Below are 18,619 nucleotides of genomic sequence, written 5' to 3' on the forward strand. Positions count from 1 at the left end.
GTCGGGGTGGCGGGATTTGAACCCACGACCTCTTCGTCCCGAACGAAGCGCGCTGCCAAGCTGCGCTACACCCCGATGTCGCTGCTCTGTTCTTCACGTCGCGGCGACATCGATTACTTTAGCCCACGCGCGCGCTGAGGCGAAATCCGGTTTCCGGGGGGTCGCCGCGCAGGTCGGATGCGGTCCGTGGCGCGGGTGGCCGGGGGCGCTCAGCGGCGGGCCGTCAGGGTGAGGAGGGTGACCTCGGGCGGGCAGGCGAAGCGGACCGGGGTGTAGCGGCTGGTGCCGCAGCCCGCGGAGACGTGGAGGTAGGACGTGCGGTCGCCGACCGTGTGGGTGGACAGGCCCTTCACCCGGTCGGTGTCCAGGTCGCAGTTGGTGACGAGCGCCCCGTAGAAGGGGATGCACAGCTGGCCGCCGTGGGTGTGACCGGCGAGCATCAGCTCGTACCCGTCGGCGGTGAAGGCGTCGAGTGCGCGCAGGTAGGGGGCGTGGACCACGCCCACCGAGAAGTCGGCCGAGGCGTCGGGGCCGCCGGCCACCCGCTCGTACCGGTCGCGCTTGATGTGGGGGTCGTCCAGGCCGGTGAACGCGAGGTCCGCCTGGGGGAGCTTGAGCCGGCCCCGGGTGTTGCCGAGGTTGACCCAGCCCGCCGCGTCGAACGCGTCCCGCAGTCCCTCCCACGGGTTGTGGACGGCGCCGACGACCGGCTTGTTGCCGTTGAGTCCGTGCCGGCCCTGCATCCGCTCCAGGAGGTACAGGCCGGGGTTGCGGAGCCGGGGGCCGTAGTAGTCGTTGGAGCCGAAGACGTACACGCCGGGGAACTCCATCAGCGGGCCCAGGGCGTCCAGGACCTCCGGCACCGCCTCCGGGTCGGAGAGGTTGTCGCCGGTGTTGACGACGAAGTCCGGGCGGAGCCCGGCGAGGGACTGGAGCCAGGCGCGCTTCTTGTGCTGGCCGCTCACCATGTGGATGTCGGAGACCTGGAGGACCCGCAGGTCGGCCATGCCGGGCGGGAGCACCGGGACGGTCACGCGGCGGAGCCGGAACGAGCGGGCCTCGAAGCCCGCCGCGTAGACGATTCCGGCCGCTGCCGTCGCCGTGAGGCCTGCCGTGATCTTCAGGGGGATCCCGTACCGTGCGCGCATCCCCCCATCGTCGCAGACCCGCGGGGCGTAAATGCGCGGGCGGGCGGGGCGGCGCACCTGCCACACTTGAGCGCATGACCACGCTCAAGGCGAAGCTCCAGGACGACCTCAACGCCGCGATCCGGGAGCGCGACGAACTGCGCTCCTCGACCCTGCGGCTGACCATCACCGCGATCACCAAGGAGGAGGTCGCGGGCAAGACCAAGCGCGAACTCTCCGACGACGAGGTGCAGAAGGTGATCGCCAAGGAGGCGAAGAAGCGCCGCGAGGCGGCGGAGGCCTTCGCCCAGGGCGGCCGCCCCGAGTCGGCCGAGCGGGAGAAGGCGGAGGGGATCCTCCTCGACGCGTACCTGCCGAAGCAGCTCGGCGACGAGGAGCTCGACGCGATCGTCGCGGCGGCCGTCGCCGAGGCGAAGGCGGCCGGTGCCGAGGGCCCGCGTGCCATGGGCGCCGTCATGAAGATCGTGAACCCGAAGGTGGCCGGCCAGGCGGACGGCGGGCGCGTCGCCGCCTCCGTGAAGCGGCTCCTCGCGGGCTGACGACGGGAGCCGCGGACACGGCGGTACGAGGAAGGGCGCCCCACCGGAGTGGGGCGCCCTTCCTCGTGTCCGCGGGCCGTCAGCGGTTTCCGCGGCCGCCGTCGCCGTCGCCGCCGCCCAGCAGGTCCCCCGGGAGCGTGATCCCCGGGAACGGGTTGTTCGGGGGCTTCGTGTCGCCGGGCTTGTTGTTGCCGGGCTTACGGGGCTTGTTGGGCTTGTTGGGGCCCTCGTCCCCCTCCTTGTCCTTGGGCTTCTCGGCCCGTGGGACGGAGATGGGGGCGAAGCCGGGCGTCTCGGAGGCGTCGAGCGCGCCGGTCATCGCGATCTTCCAGATGGGGCCGGGGAGGCAACCGCCGCAGACCTTGTCGTAGGTGACGCCGCCGATGGTGATGTCGTACATCGACTTCTTCTCGCCGACGTCGTCGCCGACCCAGACGGCGGTGGACAGGTTCGGCGTGTAGCCGACGAACCAGGCGTCCTTGCGGTCGTTCGTGGTACCCGTCTTGCCCGCGTTGTCGCGGTCGCTGAGGCCGGCCTTGGTGCCGGTGCCGTCCTCGACGACGCCCTTGAGCATCTGGTTGATCATGTCGGCCGTGCGCTCGCTCATCGCGCGGGTGCACTTGGTGTCCGGCACGTTGAGCTTGTCGCCGTTGGCGGCCTTCACGGACTCGATGGCCACCGGGGTGCAGTGCAGACCGCGGTTGGCGAAGGTCGCGTAGACGACCGCCATGTCGAGCGGGGTGCTCTCCTGGGCGCCGAGGGTGATCGAGGGGAGTTCCTTGACCTTCTTGCCGAGCTCGCGCTCGTACCCGACGTTCTTGGCCATCGTGATCGTCTCGCACAGGCCGGCCATCTGCTCCAGCTTGGCGAAGTACGTGTTGATGGACTTGCCCAGGGCGCCGGTCATGTCGAAGGAGCCCTCCTCCGACTTGAGCTCGTTGCCGATCTCCCAGTTCGCGTAGCCGGCCGGCTTGCCGTCGCAGCGGGTGAAGTCGCCCTCCGGGATGTTGATCTTCCAGGGGGTGTCGAAGGTCTGCGCCGGGCTCAGACCCTTCTCCAGGGCCGCCGCGGCCGTGATCGGCTTGAAGGTCGAGCCGACCTGGAAGCCGTACGTCGTGCCGCCCATCTTGCTGCCGACGGCCAGGTTCAGCGTCGTCTGGTGCTGCTTCTGGTCTAGGCCGTACGGGCGGGACTGGCCCATCGAGAGGATCTTGCCGGTGCCGGGCTGGACCTGCACGACCGAGGCGGCGACCGGGTCGTCCTTGTTGATCTTCGCGACGGCGGCCTCGTTGGCCGCGGCCTGCGCACGCGGGTCGAGCGTGGTCTTGACGGTGAGACCGCCCAGGTTCCACAGCTTGGTGCGCTCCTCGGCCGTCTTGCCGAACACCGGGTCGTTGAGGATCGTCTTGCGGACGTAGTCGCAGAAGAAGCCGGCGCCGTCGACGGCGGTGATGCAGCCGTTCTTCGGCGTCTTGACCTTCAGCTTGAGCGGACTGGCCTTCGCCTCGTCCGCCTCGGCCTGGCTGATGTCCTTCACGTCGGCCATCCGCTGGAGGACCACGTTGCGGCGCTTGGTGGCTTCCTGGATGTCGTTGATCGGGTCGTAGCGGCTGGGCGACTGCACGAGGCCGGCCATCATCGCCGCCTCGCCGAGGCTCAGGTCGGCGGCGTGCTTGGAGAAGTACCGTTGGGAGGCGGCCTCGATGCCGTACGCCTGCTGCCCGAAGAACGTGATGTTGAGGTAGTTCTCCAGGATCTTCTTCTTGCCCAGCTCCTCCTCGACCTGGATCGCGAACTTCAGCTCGCGGACCTTGCGGCCGATGGTCTGCTGGGTGGCCTGGGCGACCTTCTCCGGGTCGTCGCCCGCCTCCTCGACGAAGACGTTCTTCACGTACTGCTGGGTGAGGGTCGACGCGCCCTGCGCGACGCCGCCCGACTGGGCGTTGCGGTTGATCGCGCGCAGCACGCCCTTGAGGTCGATCGCCCCGTGCTCGTAGAAGCGGCCGTCCTCGATCGCGACGATCGCCTTCTGCATGTACGGCGAGATCTTGTCGAGCGGGACGACCGTCCGGTCCCGCGAGTACACCGTGGCGATCAGGCCGCCCTCGGAGTCGAGGATCCGGGTGCGCTGACTCAGCGGCGGGGTCTTCAGGTTGGAGGGGATCTCGTCGAACCCCTCGACCGTCCCCTTCGCGGCCAGTCCCAGTGCGCCGGCCGCGGGCAGGGCGATGCCCGCCAGCACGGCTCCCGCGAGCACACTGACACCGAGGAACTTGGCGGCCTGCTGGGTCCCGGTCAGACCACCGCCGGAGCGCTTCTTTGCCATGGGGGCAGCCTACGTTCTCATTCGCCGGACACGCGTATATGCCTTGGCCTAAGCTGCTCCCAACTGTCACAGCAGTGTGGTCTGGCATCAAGACCCGGGTGTGACTGAGGCATGAACTCCCGTGACCCCGAAACACGGGAAGCTCGTGTCCGATTCCGGCTCATGCGTCACACGGTGCCCGAAGTGGCCCCGCCGTAGACGGGCGTATCCAGGTGATATGTCCGATAGCTCACGCATGTCCTTCGATCACTCCCCTGGGTGATCTGACGCGCACGCATAGTCCGTTCGGGCCATCCAAGATTGGGCCCGAAGGGGGTGTTGCGCTGTGCCCACCTTCCGTAACGTCCCAACTGGCAGCGGTGAATATGCCGCTTCCGCCGTGGGGGAGCCTCGATTCGGGAGAGGACGGCGCCGGTATGGGCTGGGTAGCTGACTGGAGTGCGCAGGCGGCCTGCCGCACTACCGATCCGGATGAACTTTTCGTGCAGGGTGCGGCACAGAACAGGGCGAAGGCGGTGTGCACCGGATGCCCGGTGCGGACCGAGTGCCTGGCCGACGCCCTCGACAACCGCGTGGAGTTCGGTGTGTGGGGCGGGATGACGGAGCGCGAGCGCCGTGCCCTGCTGCGCCGCAGGCCGACGGTCACGTCGTGGCGCCGGCTCCTGGAGACCGCGCGCACGGAGTACGAGCGGGGAGCGGGCCTGCTGCCCGTGGCCATCGAGGACGACGCCACGTACGAGGCGTACGCCGCGGTCGGCTAGATCCCGGCGGGCCGCGGCCCGGCGGGTCGGACCCGAAGGGACCGGCCGCCGCGGGAGCGGGCCCCGGCGGAGGCGCGTACGGCGGAGATCACCGCCCGGCGGTCAGCCGGTCGCCGATCGCCCGCAGCCCGGCGAGGTCGTGCACGTCGCCGGGCAGGGCCGCCACCTCGGTCACCGCCACCTCCGGGTGGAGCGCGGTGAAGCGGTCGCGCGTGCGCTGCTCGCGCGAGAGCACCCGCATGCGCTCGGCATGCAGGCGCAGAAGTCCCGCGGTGAGGTGCCGTACGTCGGTGTCGTCCTCGTGCTCTTCGTGCGGTGCGTCGTCTCCTGCTGGTTCCTGTGCCGGGTCGGCTGTGGGGGCAGCCTGGGGTACGGGAGGTGCGGGGGTGGCGGCGGTGGCGAGGTGGGACGGCTCGGGCTCGGTGGCCGGGGAGCCACCTCGGTCAGTCTTCCCGGCGCCCTGATCCACAATGCGGCCCTCGTCAAGATTTTCCGCCGCGGCCCGCGCCCGCTCGGCCGAGAGCCGGGCGGCGGCGCTGCCGTGCACGCGGTTGAGGACGAGACCCGCCAGCGGCATCTCCTCGGCGGCCAGCCGCTCCACGAAGTACGCGGCCTCCCGCAGCGCGTCCCGCTCCGGCGTGGCCACCACGAGGAAGGCCGTGCCCGGCGCCTGGAGCAGCTTGTACGTGGCGTCGGCGCGGGTCCGGAACCCGCCGAACATCGTGTCCATCGCCGCCACGAACGTCTGCACGTCCTTGAGGAACTGACCCCCCAGCAGCTTGCCCAGGGTCCCCGTCATCATCGACATGCCGACGTTCAGGAACTTCATCCCGGCCCGGCCGCCCACCTTCGCCGGGGCCATGAGCAGCTTGATGAACTTCCCGTCGAGGAAGGACCCGAGCCGCTTGGGCGCGTCCAGGAAGTCCAGCGCGGAGCGGGACGGCGGGGTGTCCACGACGATCAGGTCCCACTCGTCGCGGGCCCGCAGCTGGCCCAGCTTCTCCATCGCCATGTACTCCTGCGTACCGGCGAACCCGGCCGAGAGGGACTGGTAGAAGGGGTTCTCCAGGATCGCCCGCGCCCGGTCGGGCTCCGCGTGCGCCTCGACGATCTCGTCGAAGGTCCGCTTCATGTCCAGCATCATGGCGTGCAGTTCGCCGCCGTCGGAGCCCTTGATCCCGTCGACCTTGCGCGGGGTGTTGTCGAGGGAGTCGATGCCCATCGACTGGGCGAGCCGGCGGGCCGGGTCGATGGTGAGGACGACGACCCTCCGGCCGCGTTCCGCCGCGCGCACCCCGAGCGCCGCCGCCGTGGTCGTCTTGCCGACCCCGCCGGCGCCGCAGCACACGATGATGCGGGTGCCGAGGTCGTCGATCAGCGGGTCGAGCTCCAGCACGGGAACGGCGTCGAGCCCGTGCGCCCCGGGCGCCGTGTCGCGCTCGTCCGGGGTCGCGCCGCCGCCGGGCGCCGCGGGCGCCGAGGGGGCGCCGGCGGCCGGGCCCGTGCCCCGGCCGTCGCGGGTCGGGGACGTGCCGCGGCCGTCGCGGGTCGGGGACGTGCCGCGGCCGTCGTGGGCCGGGGCCGGGGACGTGCCGCGGCCCGGGGACTTCTCCGTCACGTGCCCACCCCTTGCTTCCGCAGTTCCTTCGCCAGCCGGTAGAGCCCCGCGATGTCCGCCCCGTCGCCGAGGAAGGGCAGCTCGTACGTCGGTACGCCGACGCCCTCCAGGACCGCGCGCTGCGCCCGCTCCAGCTCCACCCGCCGGGCGTGCTCGGTCGCCTGCTCCAGGAGGGGCTCGACGAGCGTCGTGCCGCCCGCGACGCCCGCCGCGGCCAGCGTCCTGGCGATCGCGTCCCGGTGGTCGCCGGCGGCGGCCCGTACGGCGGCCTCGTCGAGGATGTGCGGCCGGACCATGTTCACCACGACCCGCCCCACCGGCAGTTCGGCCGCCCGGAGCTCGGCGATGCCGTCCGCGGTCTCCTGGACGGGCATCTCCTCCAGCAGGGTCACCAGGTGCACCGCCGTCTCGGGCGACTTCAGGACCCGCATGACGGCCTGCGCCTGGTTGTGTATCGGGCCGATCCTGGCCAGGCCCGCCACCTCGTCGTTCACGTTGAGAAAGCGGGTGATGCGGCCCGTGGGGGGCGCGTCCATCACCACGTGGTCATAGGTCGGCCGGCCGTCCTTCTCCCGCCGCCGGACGGCCTCGCACGCCTTGCCGGTCAGCAGGACGTCCCGCACCCCCGGCGCTATCGTCGTCGCGAAGTCGATCGCGCCGAGTTTCTTGAGGGCGCGTCCGGCGCTGCCCAGTTTGTAGAACATCTGGAGGTAGTCGAGGAGCGCGCGCTCGGCGTCGATGGCCAGCGCGAACACCTCGCCGCCGCCCGGGGCGACGGCGATCTTGCGTTCCTCGTACGGAAGGGCCTCCGTCTCGAAGAGCTGTGCGATGCCCTGTCTGCCTTCGACCTCGACGAGGAGGGTGCGCTTGCCCTCCGTCGCGAGGGCGAGCGCGAGGGCGGCGGCGACCGTCGTCTTACCGGTACCGCCCTTGCCGCTGACGACCTGGAGCCTGCTCACGCTGTCGAGCCTAACCACTGGCGGCGCCGCCCAATCAGGAGGCCGCCTCCGAGAAGCCCGCGGGGGGCGGCTCCAGGACGGCCTCGGAGAGCCGCCCCGCGCCAGCGGATACAGTCGGGCCCATGACCAAGTGGGAGTACGTCACGGTGCCGCTTCTGGTGCACGCGACCAAGCAGATTCTGGACACCTGGGGCGAGGACGGCTGGGAGCTCGTCCAGGTCGTGCCCGGGCCGAACAACCCCGAGCAGCTCGTGGCCTACCTGAAGCGGGCCAAGTCGTGAGCGGGGCCGTCGAGGCGAAGCTCGCCGAACTCGGCCTGACGCTGCCGGCCGTGGTGCCGCCGCTCGCCGCCTACCAGCCGGCCGTGCAGTCGGGCGTCTACGTCTACACCTCGGGCCAGCTCCCGATGGTGGGCGGCGAGCTCCCGCTGACCGGCAAGGTCGGCGCCGAGGTCACCGCCGAGGAGGCCAAGAAGCTCGCCGCCACCTGCGCGCTGAACGCCCTCGCGGCCGTGAAGTCGGTCGCCGGTGACCTCGACCGGATCAAGCGGGTCGTGAAGGTCGTCGGCTTCGTCGCCTCCGCCGCCGACTTCACCGGGCAGCCGGGCGTCGTCAACGGCGCCAGCGAGCTGCTGGGCGCGGTCCTCGGCGACAAGGGCGTGCACGCGCGCAGCGCCGTCGGCGTGACCGTGCTGCCGCTCGACGCCCCGGTCGAGGTCGAGGTCCAGGTCGAGCTCGTCGACGCCTGACCCGCACGACCCCGGCCGTCCTCCGTACGACACCGTGGAGCCGGTCCTCCCGTACGGGCCCGCGTGGGCCCGCCCGGCGAGGACCGGCTCTCGTGCATTCACGTACGTGCGCATACCATCCGGCCATGTCGAATGGTCAGTGGTACCCGCCCGAGTGGCCCGACCGCATCCGCGCCCTCGCCGCCGGTGAGCTCACCCCGGTGGCCCCGCGGCGCGCCGCCACCGTCCTGCTGCTGCGGGACGGGGCCGCCGGTCCCGACGTCCACATGCTGCGCCGCCGCGCCTCCATGGCCTTCGCGGGCGGCGCGTACGCCTACCCCGGCGGCGGGGTCGACCCGCGCGACGAGCACCCGGTGCGCTGGGCGGGCCCCTCCCTGGAGACCTGGGCGGCCCGGCTCGGCCTCGACGACCCGGCCCAGGCCCAGGCCGTGGTCTGCGCCGCCGTGCGCGAGACGTACGAGGAGGCGGGCGTCCTGCTCGCCGGGGAGACCGGGGACGCGGTCGTCGGCGACACGACCGGCGAGGACTGGGAGCGGGACCGGGAGGCGCTCGTCGCCCGGGAGCTCTCCTTCGCCGAGTTCCTCGACCGGCGCGGGCTCGTCGTCCGCTCCGACCTGCTCGGCGCGTGGGCCCGCTGGATCACGCCGGAGTTCGAGCAGCGCCGGTACGACACCTGGTTCTTCGTGGCCGCCCTGCCGGCCGGGCAGCGCACCCGGAACGCCTCCACGGAGGCCGACCGGACCGTCTGGATCCGCCCGGCGGAGGCGGCGGCGGGCTACGACCGGGGCGAGCTGACCATGATGCCGCCGACCATCTCGACCCTGCGCACCCTGGAGCCGTACGGCACGGCCGCCGAGGCCCTCGCGGGGGCGCGGGAGCAGGACATGACCCCCGTCCTCGCCCAGGCGCGCCTGGAGGGCGACGCGCTGGTCCTGAGCTGGCCCGGGCACGAGGAGTTCACCAAGACCATCCCGACGGGAGGCGCCCGATGAGCGACGCCGCCGCCCTGCCCGGCCAGCCGCGCGGAGTCGTGACCTCCGGGCCCGCGACCGAGCGCGCCGTGAACGTCCTCGCGCCGAACCCGTCGGCGATGACCCTCGACGGCACCAACACCTGGCTGCTCTCCGAGCCCGGCTCCGGCCTCGCCGTCGTCGTCGACCCCGGACCGCGCGACGAGGGCCACCTGCGGCGGGTGATCGCCACCGCCGAGCAGCTCGGCAAGCGGGTGGCGCTCACGCTGCTGACCCACGGCCACCCGGACCACGCCGAGGGCGCCGGGCTCTTCGCCGAGCTGACCGGGACGCCCGTGCGGGCCCTCGACCCGGCGCTGCGGCTGGGCGACGAGGGTCTCGGCGCGGGCGACGTCGTGGCGGTCGGCGGCCTGGAGCTGCGGGTGGTCCCGACCCCCGGCCACACCTCCGACTCGCTCTCCTTCCACCTGCCGGCCGACGGGGCGGTCCTCACGGGCGACACGATCCTGGGCCGCGGGACGACGATGGTGGCCCATCCGGACGGCCGCCTCGGCGACTACCTGGACTCGCTGCGGCGGCTGCGCTCGCTCACCGTCGACGACGGGGTGCACACGGTCCTGCCGGGCCACGGACCGGTCCTGGAGGACGCGCAGGGGGCCGTGGAGTTCTATCTCGCCCACCGCGCGAGCAGGCTCGCCCAGGTGGAGACGGCGGTCGAGAACGGCCTCCGGACGTCGTCGGAGGTGGTCGCCCACGTGTACGCGGACGTGGACCGCTCGCTCTGGCCCGCGGCCGAGCTGTCCGTGCGGGCGCAGCTGGAGTACCTGCGGGAGCGCGGTCTGGTCTGAGCGGAGGGCCCGAGTGGTCACGATCCGGAACCGAGCGGCCCCCCGGCGCGTCGGTCGTCTTGACCTGTGCTTTACGCTCCGCTTACTTCTGACCTAGCTCCGGGGGGAACGCCCGTGTTCGTCATCGCCATCCTGCTGCTCATAGCCGCAGTGGTGCTCTTCTTCGTCGGCCGCGCCAACGACTCCAAGGGGCTGCGGTTCGGCGCCCTCGGCGCCGTCCTGGCCGGCGTGTTCTCGCTGATCGTGAGCATGACGTACGTGATCAGCGCCTACGAGGTCGGCGTGCCGGTCGCCTTCGGCAAGGTGGGCACGCCCATGACCTCCGGCATGCACGTGAAGTCTCCCTTCACCGACGTGACGACCTTCTCGACCCGACCGGTCGACCTCAACCTGTCCGACAAGGACGTGGTCGAGGTCCGCTCCTCGCAGGGCGGCGTCATGTACGCCGAGGTCACCGTGAAGTGGGCCGTCGTCCCGACCAAGTCGGTCGAGCTGTACAAGCTCGCGGGCAGCGAGGACGCCATCCAGCAGCGGCTGGTCTACCCGGACAGCCGGGAGATCGTCCGCAACGTCTTCGCCCGCTACACCAGCGAGCAGGGCTACGCCTCCGACCGCGAGAAGATCAACGCCGAGATCGGCTCGCTGATCAAGGAGCGGCTGGCCCCGCGCGGCATCGCCGTGACCACGGTCAACCTGCGCAACGTGAAGCCCTCGGACTCGCTCCAGGCCCAGATCGACCGCAAGATCCAGCAGCAGCAGGCCACCGAGCGAGCCACCGAGGCCGCCCGGACGGCCAAGGCCGAGGCGGACCGGCGCCGGATCGAGGCGGAGGGCATCGCCCGCGCCAACAAGATCCTCAACGACTCGCTGACGGACAAGGTCCTGATGAACCAGTGCATCGACGCGTACAAGGAGGCCGCCGCGAAGAACCCGGTCTACACCGTGCCCTGCGCGAACGGCTCCTCGGCGCCGGTGATCGTGGACGGCTCGAAGCGCTGACGGTCGCCCGTCCGGCGGGCGCAACGCGAAGGGCCGCCCCGGCCGGTCGGCCGGGGCGGCCCTTCGTCGGTGACGACTAGCGCGAGCGCTTCGCGAGGCGCTCCACGTCCAGCAGGATGACGGCGCGGGCCTCCAGGCGCAGCCAGCCGCGCTGGGCGAAGTCGGCGAGCGCCTTGTTGACCGTCTCGCGGGAGGCGCCGACCAACTGGGCCAGCTCCTCCTGGGTGAGGTCGTGGACGACGTGGATGCCTTCCTCGGACTGCACGCCGAAGCGGCGCGACAGGTCGAGGAGGGCACGGGCGACACGGCCCGGCACGTCGGAGAAGACCAGGTCGGACATCTGGTCGTTGGTCTTGCGCAGCCGGCGGGCGACGGCGCGCAGCAGCGCGGTGGCCACCTCGGGGCGGGCGTTCAGCCAGGGCTGGAGGTCGCCGTGGCCCAGGCCCAGCAGCTTGACCTCGGTCAGCGCGGTGGCGGTGGCGGTGCGCGGGCCCGGGTCGAAGAGCGACAGCTCGCCGATCAGCTCGCCGGGGCCGAGGACGGCCAGCATGTTCTCCCGGCCGTCGGGGGAGGTGCGGTGCAGCTTCACCTTGCCCTCGGTGACCACGTACAGGCGGTCGCCGGGGTCGCCCTCGTGGAAGAGCGCGTCGCCACGGGCGAGCGTCGCCTCACTCATCGAGGCGCGCAGCTCGGCGGCCTGCTCGTCATCGAGCGCCGCGAAGAGCGGGGCGCGCCGCAGAACGTCGTCCACGAGTTCTCTCCATACTGTCGACCTGCTCAGGGACCTGCGTCCCATGATGCCGGACGTACAAAACAGTGCGATCAATCACAACAAGTTTGACGTACCGAGCCGCCCGACCGTACGTCAGGGGCCCGATCGGGGTCTGATCGGCCACGCCCGGGGCGGATGTCGGCGACGGCCCCTAGGCTGGCCGGGTGTCCAACTCGCCGGTGAGAGCGCAGGCCAAGGGGGCTGAAAGAGTGGCGGTCGAAGGTAATTCCGCTGTGGGCGAACGCGGCGTGTCGAAACGGACGAAAGCCGCCAATCGGAAGCCTTCCGGGTCTACGGAGCCGGGGCAACCGGCGGGGTCCGGTGATCCCGCCGCGGGAGTGAAGGCGGCGAAGGAGACCGGGCCGGCCAAGGAGGCGAAGGCCGCGAGGGCCGCGAAGGCCACTGGGGCCGCGAAGCCTGTGAAGGCCGCGAAGGTCGCGAAGACTCCGAAGCCTGCCGGGTCCGCGAAGGGCGCCGGGTCCGCCGCGTCCGCGAAGGCCGCCGGGTCCGCGAAGGGCTCCGCGGCCTCTGCCGCCTCCAAGGCCCCCACCGCCTCCAAGAAGGCCTCCACGGCCGCCGCCCAGGCGAAGCCCGCGAAGCCCGCCAAGCCCGAGTCCCGGCTCGCGATGGTCCGCCGGGCCCGCCGGATCAACCGCGAGCTCGCCGAGGTCTTCCCGTACGCCCATCCGGAGCTCGACTTCCGCAGTCCCTTCGAGCTGCTCGTCGCCACGGTCCTCTCGGCCCAGACCACCGACCTGCGGGTCAACCAGACCACCCCGGCCCTCTTCGCGAAGTACCCCACGCCCGAGGACCTCGCCGCCGCCGTGCCCGAGGAGGTCGAGGAGCTCATCCGCCCCACCGGCTTCTTCCGCGCTAAGACCAAGTCGATCATGGGGCTCGCGGCGGCCCTCCGGGACGACTTCGGCGGAGAGGTCCCCGGCCGCCTGGAGGACCTCGTCAAGCTCCCCGGCGTCGGCCGCAAGACCGCCTTCGTCGTCCTCGGGAACGCCTTCGGGGTCCCCGGCATCACCGTCGACACCCACTTCATGCGGCTCGTCAGGCGCTGGCGCTGGACCGAGTCCGAGGACCCCGTGAAGATCGAGGCCGAGGTCGCCACGATCTTCCCGAAGAGCGAGTGGACGATGCTCTCCCACCGGGTGATCTTCCACGGCCGCCGCATCTGCCACGCCCGCAAGCCGGCCTGCGGCGCCTGCCCGATCACCCACCTCTGCCCGTCGTACGGCGAGGGGGAGACCGACCCCGAGAAGGCGAGGAAGCTGCTCAAGTACGAGATGGGCGGTCTCCCCGGCCAGCGGCTCGACCCGCCGCCCGGCTACCCGGGCCGCCCGGCGCCCCCGCTGGGCGCGAACAGCGGCTGAACCCGCTCCCGGCCCACCGCGAGAGCTCCAGAGGGAACGAACCCGTACATCGATGGCGTTGTGAAAGCCGGGGGTGCCAATGACGCGCACTGACGAAGAGATCCACGGGCCCGGCACCGGGCTGCTCAGCCGGGACGGGCTGCCCGACTGGCTCGGGCCCGTCGACCGGGCCGCCCGCACGGTCCGGCCCGAGCAGCTGAGCCGCTTCCTGCCGCCCGCGAGCGGCGCGGGGCGGCAGTCCGCCGTGCTCGTGCTCTTCGGCGAGGGCGAGCAGGGCCCCGAGCTCCTCCTCATGGAGCGGGCCGGCAGCCTCCGCTCGCACGCCGGACAGCCCTCCTTCCCCGGCGGCGCCCTCGACCCCGAGGACGGCGCCCCGGCGGACGGCGGGCTGCTGCGCGCCGCCCTGCGGGAGGCGCGGGAGGAGACCGGCCTCGACCCGGCCGGCGTCCAGCTCTTCGCCGTCCTCCCCCAGCTCTACATCCCGGTCAGCGGCTTCGTCGTCACCCCCGTCCTCGGCTGGTGGCGCGCCCCCAGCCCCGTCGGGGTCGTCGACCCCGGCGAGACCGCCCGGGTCTTCACCGTGCCCGTGGCCGATCTCACGGACCCGGCGAACCGCGCGACCGCGGTCCACCCGAGCGGCCACCAGGGTCCCGCCTTCCTGGTCGCGTCCGCCCTGGTCTGGGGTTTTACCGCCGGAGTGATCGACAGACTCCTGCACTTCTCCGGCTGGGAGCGCCCCTGGGACCGCTCCAGGCAGGTCCCGCTCGACTGGCGCTCATGACAGGCTGAACCCCGGCGAAGACGGCTGAACCCCGGCGGACCGGCGAGAACGCCGGACTCCGGAAACGAATCTGCGAGGCATTTGACGGTGAACGTGCTGGACATCCTGTTGCTGCTCGCCGCCGTGTGGTTCGCGATCATCGGCTACCGCCAGGGGTTCGTGGTCGGCATCCTGTCGGTGATCGGCTTCCTCGGCGGCGGCCTCGTCGCCGTCCTGCTGCTGCCCGTCCTCTGGGACCAGCTCACCGACAACAGCGAGGTCTCGACCACGGCCACGGTCGTCTTCGTGATGGTGGTCATCGTCTGCGCCTCCGTCGGCCAGGCCTTCACCACCCACCTGGGCAACAAGGTGCGCCGGCACATCACCTGGTCGCCGGCCCGCGCCCTCGACGCCACCGGCGGCGCCCTGGTCAACGTCGTCGCGATGCTGCTCGTCGCCTGGCTGATCGGCTCCGGACTCGCCCGCACCACCATGCCCACCCTGGGCAAGGAGGTGCGGACCTCCAAGGTCCTGCTCGGCGTCGAGCAGGTGATGCCGGCTCAGGCGTCCCGCTGGTTCGACGACTTCAGCTCCACCCTGGCCCGCAGCGGCTTCCCGCCGGTCTTCAGCCCCTTCGCCGACGAACCGATCACTCCCGTCGTGCCCCCGGACCCGGAGCTCGCCCGGAGCCCCGTCGCCGAGCGAGCCCAGCGCTCCATCGTGAAGGTCGTCGGCACCGCGCAGAGCTGCGGCAAGGTCCTCGAAGGCACCGGGTTCGTCTTCGCCGACCGCCGGATCATGACCAACGCCCACGTCGTCGGCGGGGTCGACGAGCCGACCGTCCAGATAGGCGGCGAGGGCAGGCTCTACGACGCCAAGGTCGTCCTCTACGACTGGCAGCGCGACATCGCCGTCCTGGACGTCCCCGACCTCGAAGCCACCCCGCTGGCCTTCACCGACGAGGACGCCCGCAGCGGCGACAGCGCGATCGTCGCCGGATTCCCGGAGAACGGCTCGTACGACGTGCGCTCGGCGCGCGTCCGCGGCCGCATCAACGCCGACGGACCCGACATCTACCGCCGGGGCGAGGTGCGCAGGGACGTGTACTCGCTGTACACGACCGTCCGCCAGGGCAACTCCGGCGGCCCGCTCCTCACCGTGGACGGCGAGGTGTACGGCGTGATCTTCGCCCGCTCCCTCGACGACGCGAACACCGGGTACGCCCTGACCGTCGACGAGATCCGCGAGGACATCGAGCGCGGCAGGACCGCGAACCAGCAGGTCGACACGGAGGCCTGCGCGCTGTAGCCCGCCGCATGCCAGACGTGTGGGGCCCCGACCGTCGGTCGGGGCCCCACACGTCTGCGGTGCTGTTACGGGGTGTCGCGGGGGTGCCGGAGCCGGGCGGACACCCAGCGGGCCCGGCGGCGGATGATGCGCGAGATCCCCACCCCCTGCGTGGCGTGCCGACCGGCCGGGTCCGGCGGTCCGGCCCCCTCGCGGGAGCCCTGCCCGACGGCCGAGCGGCGGTTGCGTGCTGCCGTGTCACTGTAGTCGTGCGTCCAGCCCATACCTCGACGTCTGCCCGTGGCCCAAGGTCGGTAACCTCCCCGGGGCCCGCCAATTGGAGTATGCGCGAGGCACATGGCCGTTCGAAGGAAGTCTGTACGCATCAGGGCGGCCAGAGGGACCGTCAGCGGCCCGCGGAGACCCGTCCGGAGCGGGTCCCCGACGCCCGTCAGCGGTCGGGCTCGGGGTCCTTCAGCCAGTTGACGAGCTCCGTCGAGAAGCCCACCGGGTCCTCCTCGTGCGGGAAGTGCCCGAGCCCGTCGAAGAGCCGCCAGCGGTACGGCGCCTCCACGTACTCGCCGGACCCCGCGGCGCTCCGGGTCCGCATCACCGGGTCCAGCGAGCCGTGCAGATGCAGTGTCGGCACCCGCACCGGACGCTTCATGCGCCGGTTGAACTGGATGCCGTCCGGGCGGGCCAGCGACCGCACCATCCAGCGGTACGGCTCGATCGAGCAGTGCGCCGTCGACGGCACCAGCATCGCCCGCCGGTACACCTCGATCGCCTGCTCCTCGGAGGCGCGTACGGGCTTCGGCCCCGACCAGTCCCGGATCAGCTCGCCCACCAGCGCCGCGTCGTCCGCGACGAGCTGACGCTCCGGCAGCCACGGCCGCTGGAAGCCCCAGATGTGCGACCCGGCCCGCGACTGCGCGAAGTCGGAGAGCATCGCCGAGCGCCAGCGGCGCGGGTGCGGCATCGAGGACACCACGAGCCGGCGCACCAGCTTGGGCCGCATGACGGCCGCCGTCCAGGCGAGGTAGCCGCCCAGGTCGTGCCCGACGAGCGCCGCGTCCGGCTCGCCCAGCGACCGGATCACCCCGGTGACGTCGAGCGCCAGGTTGGCGGGGTCGTAGCCCCGGGGGGTGCGGTCGCTGCCGCCGACCCCGCGCAGATCCATCGCGACGGCCCGGAAACCGGCCTCGGCGAGCAGCGGCAGCTGGTGGCGCCAGGTCCACCAGAACTGCGGGAAGCCGTGCAGGAGCAGCACCAGGGGGCCGTCGCCCATCTCGGCGATGTGGAAGCGGGCGCCGTTGGCGGCCACGTCGCGATGGGTCCACGGCCCGTCGAGCCGGACGGGCCCGCCGTTGCTGCTCTCGGGGAGGGTCATACCGACGAGCGTGCCACAGCCGGAGCCTTGTCCAGCGCCTTGTCCAGGGCCTTGGCGGGCTCGGGGCGCGGGTGCGGCTTGACGGTGGAGATCACCGCGGCCGTCTGCTTGGCGGAGGCGATGGACTTCTCCGGCGGCTTGACCTTCTTGAACTTGGCGTACGCGATCACGCCGAGCAGCACCGCGAGCAGCACGTTCGCCGCGAAGGAGAGCAGGAAGCACCAGACGAGGTTCCAGCCCCCGTTGCCGTTGTGCCCGCCGGTCCAGGTGTTGATGGCGTACGCGAGCGCGAAGCTCAGCATCGGCAGCGAGAACAGCAGGACGACCGCGGCCGTGATGCCGGCGGCGCTCCCGATCACACCGCGCTTGACGTCCTGCCTGATCTCGGCCTTGGCCAGGGCGAGCTCGTCGTGCACGAGTGCGGACATCTCGGCGGTCGCCGAGGCGACCAGCTGGCCGAGACTGCGCTCGGTTCCGTCGTACGGGTCGCTCATCGCTGCTCCCTCTTCTCTTCTGCGGTCCGCGTTCTCTTCTGCACGGTCCGACTCAGATCATGCCGGACGGTCGGCCCCGTCGCGCGGTGCCCCCGCCAGTCGGGCGCGCTCGCGGTGTTCCGCGGCCTTCTTCTCGTAGATCGCGGCCATCCGGAGGTGGTACTCCGGGTTGTCCTCCTCGTAGATGTCGGGGATGCCGTCCTCGTCGTCGTCGCGCTCCTCGGCGGAGACGAGCGCCTGGTACTTCCGCACCCGCAGTTTCAGCAGGACGGAGGCGAGGACGGCCGCGACGAGCGAGCCGACGAGGACCGCGGCCTTCACCTCGTCGGTGAGGGTCTCGTCCCCGGCGAAGGCGAGCTCGCCGATGAGCAGCGAGACGGTGAAGCCGATGCCGGCCAGGGTGGCGACGGCGAAGACGTCGGGCCAAGACAGGTCGGGGTTGAGCTCCGCACGGGTGAAGCGGGCGGTGAGCCAGGTGCCGCCGAAGATGCCGATGGTCTTGCCGACGACGAGCCCGAGGACGACGCCGAGGGTGACGGGCTGGGTGAAGACGTCGTGGATCGCGCCCCCCGAGATGCTCACGCCGGCCGAGAAGAGCGCGAACAGCGGGACGGCGAGGCCGGCCGAGAGGGGGCGGACCAGGTGCTCGATGTGCTCGCCGGGGGAGTGCTCCTCGCCCTCGCGGGTGGTGCAGCGGAGCATCAGGCCCATGGCGACGCCGGCGATGGTGGCGTGGACGCCGCTGTTGTACATCAGGCCCCAGATGACCAGGGCCAGCGGGACGTACACGTACCAGCCGCGGACCTCCTTGCGGAGCAGCAGCCAGAAGAGGAGCAGTCCGGCGAAGGCGCCGCCGAGCGCGGCGAAGTTCAGGTCGCTGGTGAAGAAGATCGCGATGATCAGGATGGCGAAGAGGTCGTCGACGACGGCGAGGGTGAGCAGGAAGGCGCGCAGCGCGGAGGGCAGCGAGGTGCCGATGACGGCGAGGACGGCGAGCGCGAAGGCGATGTCGGTCGCGGTGGGGACGGCCCAGCCGTCCATCGAGCCGTCGCCGAGGGTGTTGACCAGGGCGTAGACGAGGGCGGGCGCGGCCATGCCGCAGAGGGCGGCGATGACGGGGAGGGCGGCGGCCCTGGGGTCGCGGAGTTCACCGGCGACGAGTTCGCGCTTGAGCTCGATGCCGGCGACGAAGAAGAAGATCGCGAGGAGGCCGTCGGCCGCCCAGTGCTGGATCGAGAGGTCGAGGCCGAGGGCGGCGGGGCCCAGGTGGAAGTCGCTGACGGCCTCGTAGCTGCCGCTCAGGGTGTTGGCCCAGACCAGGGCGGCGACGGCGGCGACGAGGAGCAGGACACCGCCGACGGTCTCGGTCCGCAGGGCGTCGGTGAGGTACCGGCGCTCGGGCAGGGGGAGCCGGCCGAGGAACTTGCGGTCGGTGGGTGCGGGCGCGGGCACGGGGGAGAACCTCCGGTCGGGTGGGCAGGACTGAGCACATGCCGACCAGACTTCCCGGCGCACCTAGGTTTTCTTGTCGCGTCGTTGACGCGCCCCTTACCGTACCCAACGCGCGTGGGGTGTGTCCGGCGAGAATCACTTTAGGGAAGTATGCGGCTTTCGTCCCCC

The 18,619-nt window shown here is 71.8% G+C and carries 19 protein-coding genes and 1 tRNA gene; 10 read left to right on the plus strand and 10 right to left on the minus strand.

Annotated features, from left to right (window positions below; translation table 11 throughout):
* Position 1: 1 nt before the first annotated feature.
* Positions 2-75: transfer RNA gene (locus tag ACF09E_RS23860), tRNA-Pro, on the minus strand.
* A 134-nt stretch (positions 76-209) separates the two neighbouring features.
* Positions 210-1,148, minus strand: a complete 939-nt coding sequence (locus ACF09E_RS23865; protein WP_388801586.1) for a metallophosphoesterase — start codon at positions 1,146-1,148, stop codon at positions 210-212.
* Positions 1,149-1,222: 74 nt separating this feature from the next.
* Between ACF09E_RS23865 and ACF09E_RS23870 the strand changes: the two genes are divergently transcribed.
* The gene (locus tag ACF09E_RS23870; RefSeq protein WP_361847611.1) at positions 1,223-1,687 is read left to right on the plus strand and encodes a GatB/YqeY domain-containing protein; all 465 of its coding nucleotides are present in this window, start codon (positions 1,223-1,225) and stop codon (positions 1,685-1,687) included.
* Positions 1,688-1,766: 79 nt separating this feature from the next.
* Here ACF09E_RS23870 and ACF09E_RS23875 read toward each other — a convergent pair whose 3' ends face one another.
* Entirely contained in the window at positions 1,767-4,013 is a 2,247-nt protein-coding gene (locus tag ACF09E_RS23875; RefSeq protein ID WP_392206912.1) for a transglycosylase domain-containing protein, read from the minus strand.
* A 416-nt stretch (positions 4,014-4,429) separates the two neighbouring features.
* Between ACF09E_RS23875 and ACF09E_RS23880 the strand changes: the two genes are divergently transcribed.
* A complete protein-coding gene (locus tag ACF09E_RS23880) occupies positions 4,430-4,774 on the plus strand; it encodes a WhiB family transcriptional regulator (RefSeq protein ID WP_015034550.1) in 345 nt (114 codons plus the stop codon).
* Between the two features lie 88 nt (positions 4,775-4,862).
* Here the strand turns inward: ACF09E_RS23880 and ACF09E_RS23885 are convergent, their stop codons facing one another.
* Together ACF09E_RS23885 and ACF09E_RS23890 are read right to left on the minus strand one after the other, a co-directional pair.
* Positions 4,863-6,170, minus strand: coding sequence for an ArsA family ATPase (locus ACF09E_RS23885; protein ID WP_392207096.1), 1,308 nt, complete (start codon positions 6,168-6,170; stop codon positions 4,863-4,865).
* Between the two features lie 218 nt (positions 6,171-6,388).
* Entirely contained in the window at positions 6,389-7,351 is a 963-nt protein-coding gene (locus ACF09E_RS23890) for an ArsA family ATPase (RefSeq protein WP_388801578.1), read from the minus strand.
* A gap of 122 nt (positions 7,352-7,473) precedes the next feature.
* Between ACF09E_RS23890 and ACF09E_RS23895 the strand changes: the two genes are divergently transcribed.
* The 5 genes from ACF09E_RS23895 to ACF09E_RS23915 all read left to right on the plus strand — a co-directional run bounded on the left by ACF09E_RS23895 (position 7,474) and on the right by ACF09E_RS23915 (position 10,917).
* Positions 7,474-7,632, plus strand: coding sequence for a DUF4177 domain-containing protein (locus ACF09E_RS23895; RefSeq protein WP_015034547.1), 159 nt, complete (start codon positions 7,474-7,476; stop codon positions 7,630-7,632).
* On the plus strand, positions 7,629-8,099 hold the full coding sequence (locus tag ACF09E_RS23900; protein WP_361847602.1) for a RidA family protein: 471 nt from the start codon (positions 7,629-7,631) through the stop codon (positions 8,097-8,099). The genes ACF09E_RS23895 and ACF09E_RS23900 overlap by 4 nt, the downstream gene beginning before the upstream one ends.
* Positions 8,100-8,224: 125 nt before the next feature.
* Complete coding sequence (locus ACF09E_RS23905) at positions 8,225-9,091, plus strand: NUDIX hydrolase (RefSeq protein ID WP_392206913.1); 867 nt, start codon at positions 8,225-8,227, stop codon at positions 9,089-9,091.
* Positions 9,088-9,918 carry an MBL fold metallo-hydrolase gene (locus tag ACF09E_RS23910; RefSeq protein WP_392206914.1) on the plus strand — a complete coding sequence of 277 codons (831 nt, stop codon included), beginning with the start codon at positions 9,088-9,090 and terminating at the stop codon, positions 9,916-9,918. Before ACF09E_RS23905 ends, ACF09E_RS23910 begins: the two co-directional genes overlap by 4 nt.
* Before the next feature lie 114 nt (positions 9,919-10,032).
* Positions 10,033-10,917 (plus strand): prohibitin family protein, encoded by an 885-nt coding sequence (locus tag ACF09E_RS23915; protein WP_361847593.1) that lies wholly within the window; start codon positions 10,033-10,035, stop codon positions 10,915-10,917.
* 76 nt (positions 10,918-10,993) lie between these two features.
* Here the strand turns inward: ACF09E_RS23915 and ACF09E_RS23920 are convergent, their stop codons facing one another.
* Positions 10,994-11,668 carry a Crp/Fnr family transcriptional regulator gene (locus ACF09E_RS23920; RefSeq protein WP_015034542.1) on the minus strand — a complete coding sequence of 225 codons (675 nt, stop codon included), beginning with the start codon at positions 11,666-11,668 and terminating at the stop codon, positions 10,994-10,996.
* 359 nt (positions 11,669-12,027) lie between these two features.
* Here ACF09E_RS23920 and nth point away from each other — a divergent pair, with 359 nt between their 5' ends.
* From nth to ACF09E_RS23935, 3 genes are all read left to right on the plus strand, one after another.
* On the plus strand, positions 12,028-13,068 hold the full coding sequence (gene nth / locus ACF09E_RS23925; protein WP_392206915.1) for an endonuclease III: 1,041 nt from the start codon (positions 12,028-12,030) through the stop codon (positions 13,066-13,068).
* A gap of 79 nt (positions 13,069-13,147) precedes the next feature.
* Positions 13,148-13,849, plus strand: coding sequence for a CoA pyrophosphatase (locus ACF09E_RS23930; protein WP_361847587.1), 702 nt, complete (start codon positions 13,148-13,150; stop codon positions 13,847-13,849).
* An 87-nt stretch (positions 13,850-13,936) separates the two neighbouring features.
* The gene (locus ACF09E_RS23935) at positions 13,937-15,136 is read left to right on the plus strand and encodes a MarP family serine protease (protein WP_361847584.1); all 1,200 of its coding nucleotides are present in this window, start codon (positions 13,937-13,939) and stop codon (positions 15,134-15,136) included.
* A gap of 65 nt (positions 15,137-15,201) precedes the next feature.
* On the opposite strand, the gene ACF09E_RS23940 is transcribed toward ACF09E_RS23935, so the two are convergent.
* The 4 genes from ACF09E_RS23940 to nhaA all read right to left on the minus strand — a co-directional run bounded on the left by ACF09E_RS23940 (position 15,202) and on the right by nhaA (position 18,451).
* A complete protein-coding gene (locus tag ACF09E_RS23940; RefSeq protein ID WP_392206916.1) occupies positions 15,202-15,399 on the minus strand; it encodes a hypothetical protein in 198 nt (65 codons plus the stop codon).
* Between the two features lie 167 nt (positions 15,400-15,566).
* The gene (locus ACF09E_RS23945; RefSeq protein ID WP_361847578.1) at positions 15,567-16,505 is read right to left on the minus strand and encodes an alpha/beta hydrolase; all 939 of its coding nucleotides are present in this window, start codon (positions 16,503-16,505) and stop codon (positions 15,567-15,569) included.
* Complete coding sequence (locus tag ACF09E_RS23950; protein ID WP_073908084.1) at positions 16,502-16,999, minus strand: phage holin family protein; 498 nt, start codon at positions 16,997-16,999, stop codon at positions 16,502-16,504. The genes ACF09E_RS23945 and ACF09E_RS23950 overlap by 4 nt, the downstream gene beginning before the upstream one ends.
* A gap of 57 nt (positions 17,000-17,056) precedes the next feature.
* Positions 17,057-18,451 carry a Na+/H+ antiporter NhaA gene (nhaA, locus tag ACF09E_RS23955; RefSeq protein ID WP_392206917.1) on the minus strand — a complete coding sequence of 465 codons (1,395 nt, stop codon included), beginning with the start codon at positions 18,449-18,451 and terminating at the stop codon, positions 17,057-17,059.
* Between the last annotated feature and the right edge of the window lie 168 nt (positions 18,452-18,619).

Source organism: Streptomyces sp. NPDC014891 (genome assembly GCF_043081085.1).
Lineage (GTDB): Bacteria > Actinomycetota > Actinomycetes > Streptomycetales > Streptomycetaceae > Streptomyces.